Consider the following 982-nt stretch of genomic DNA (forward strand, 5'->3'; position numbering starts at 1 on the left):
AGGTGGGTATCGGCCCGGGCGGCAGAAACTCCCGGCGTCACGGTGAACGACAGGATCAGGGTGGTTTTTCGAAGGGCCGTGTGAAGACGTCGTTTCGGACGGGCCATGGCGCGTCGGACAATCTGGCGTATGAGATTCCCTATCCTGAGTTCGCCGAAGAACCGGCCTTGAGTGAGTACTTCTCCCAGGCCTGGGCGGTCCGCAAGGAGCGACTGCAGGCGCAGGGCAGACTGCTCGGCGGACGTGGCCCAGCGACGATGTTCCCCAATATGTCGTTCTCCGCCGGTTTTCCGCGGACGATCCTGGTCTCACACCCGATCAGCCCCACCGAAACCGAAGTGTGGCGGTGGTACCTCATCGACAAGAACGCACCCGATGATGTACGTGACTGGCTGCGCCGCTATTACATGCGCTACTCGGGTCCTGGAGGGATGACGGAGCAAGACGATATGGAGAACTGGAATTACGCGACGCAGGCCAGCCAGGGCGTGATAGCCCGGCGCTACCCCTACAACTATCAGCAGGGTCTCGGCAAGGAAACTCCCAGTGCGCTCGACCAGGCGGTGCATTCCCACCAGCCCATCGCCGGTGAGGTGAATGCTCGCGCCTTTTACCGGCGATGGGCCGAGTTCGTGGACAACCTCTCGTGGCCTCAACTCACCGAACTCGCCAAAGACGACGAGAGAGCCGCACGGTCGTGAGTGCAACGGGCGACGAAATTTCCACGAGGCAGGACGCGGTAGAAAAGTTGCTGCTACAGGCCGAAATCGCCGACTTTCTTTATCGGGAAGCCGACCTGCTCGACGAACGACGTTACTCCGAATGGCTCGGTCTGCTCACCGAGGACTACGAGTACTCCGTTCCACTGCGGACGAACGTCGCCTACGACGACCTCGCGCAGCTGGAACAGACTCAGCAAGGTAGCGACATCTGCTGGTTCGACGAGGGGAAGGAGACGGTCACTTCGCGGGTGGAGCAGTTG

Annotated in this window: 2 protein-coding genes; both read left to right on the forward strand. The window is 61.1% G+C overall.

The genetic code is table 11. The features are described from left to right. Positions 1–701: SRPBCC family protein (locus tag H7J06_RS16810; protein WP_275079528.1), on the forward strand; the 701-nt coding region annotated here is incomplete at its 5' end. Then, positions 698–982: aromatic-ring-hydroxylating dioxygenase subunit beta (locus H7J06_RS16815; RefSeq protein WP_308205799.1), on the forward strand; the 285-nt coding region annotated here is incomplete at its 3' end. The genes H7J06_RS16810 and H7J06_RS16815, both read left to right, overlap by 4 nt.

Origin of the sequence: Mycolicibacterium hodleri, from assembly GCF_025822245.1 — a bacterium.
GTDB lineage: Bacteria > Actinomycetota > Actinomycetes > Mycobacteriales > Mycobacteriaceae > Mycobacterium > Mycobacterium hodleri.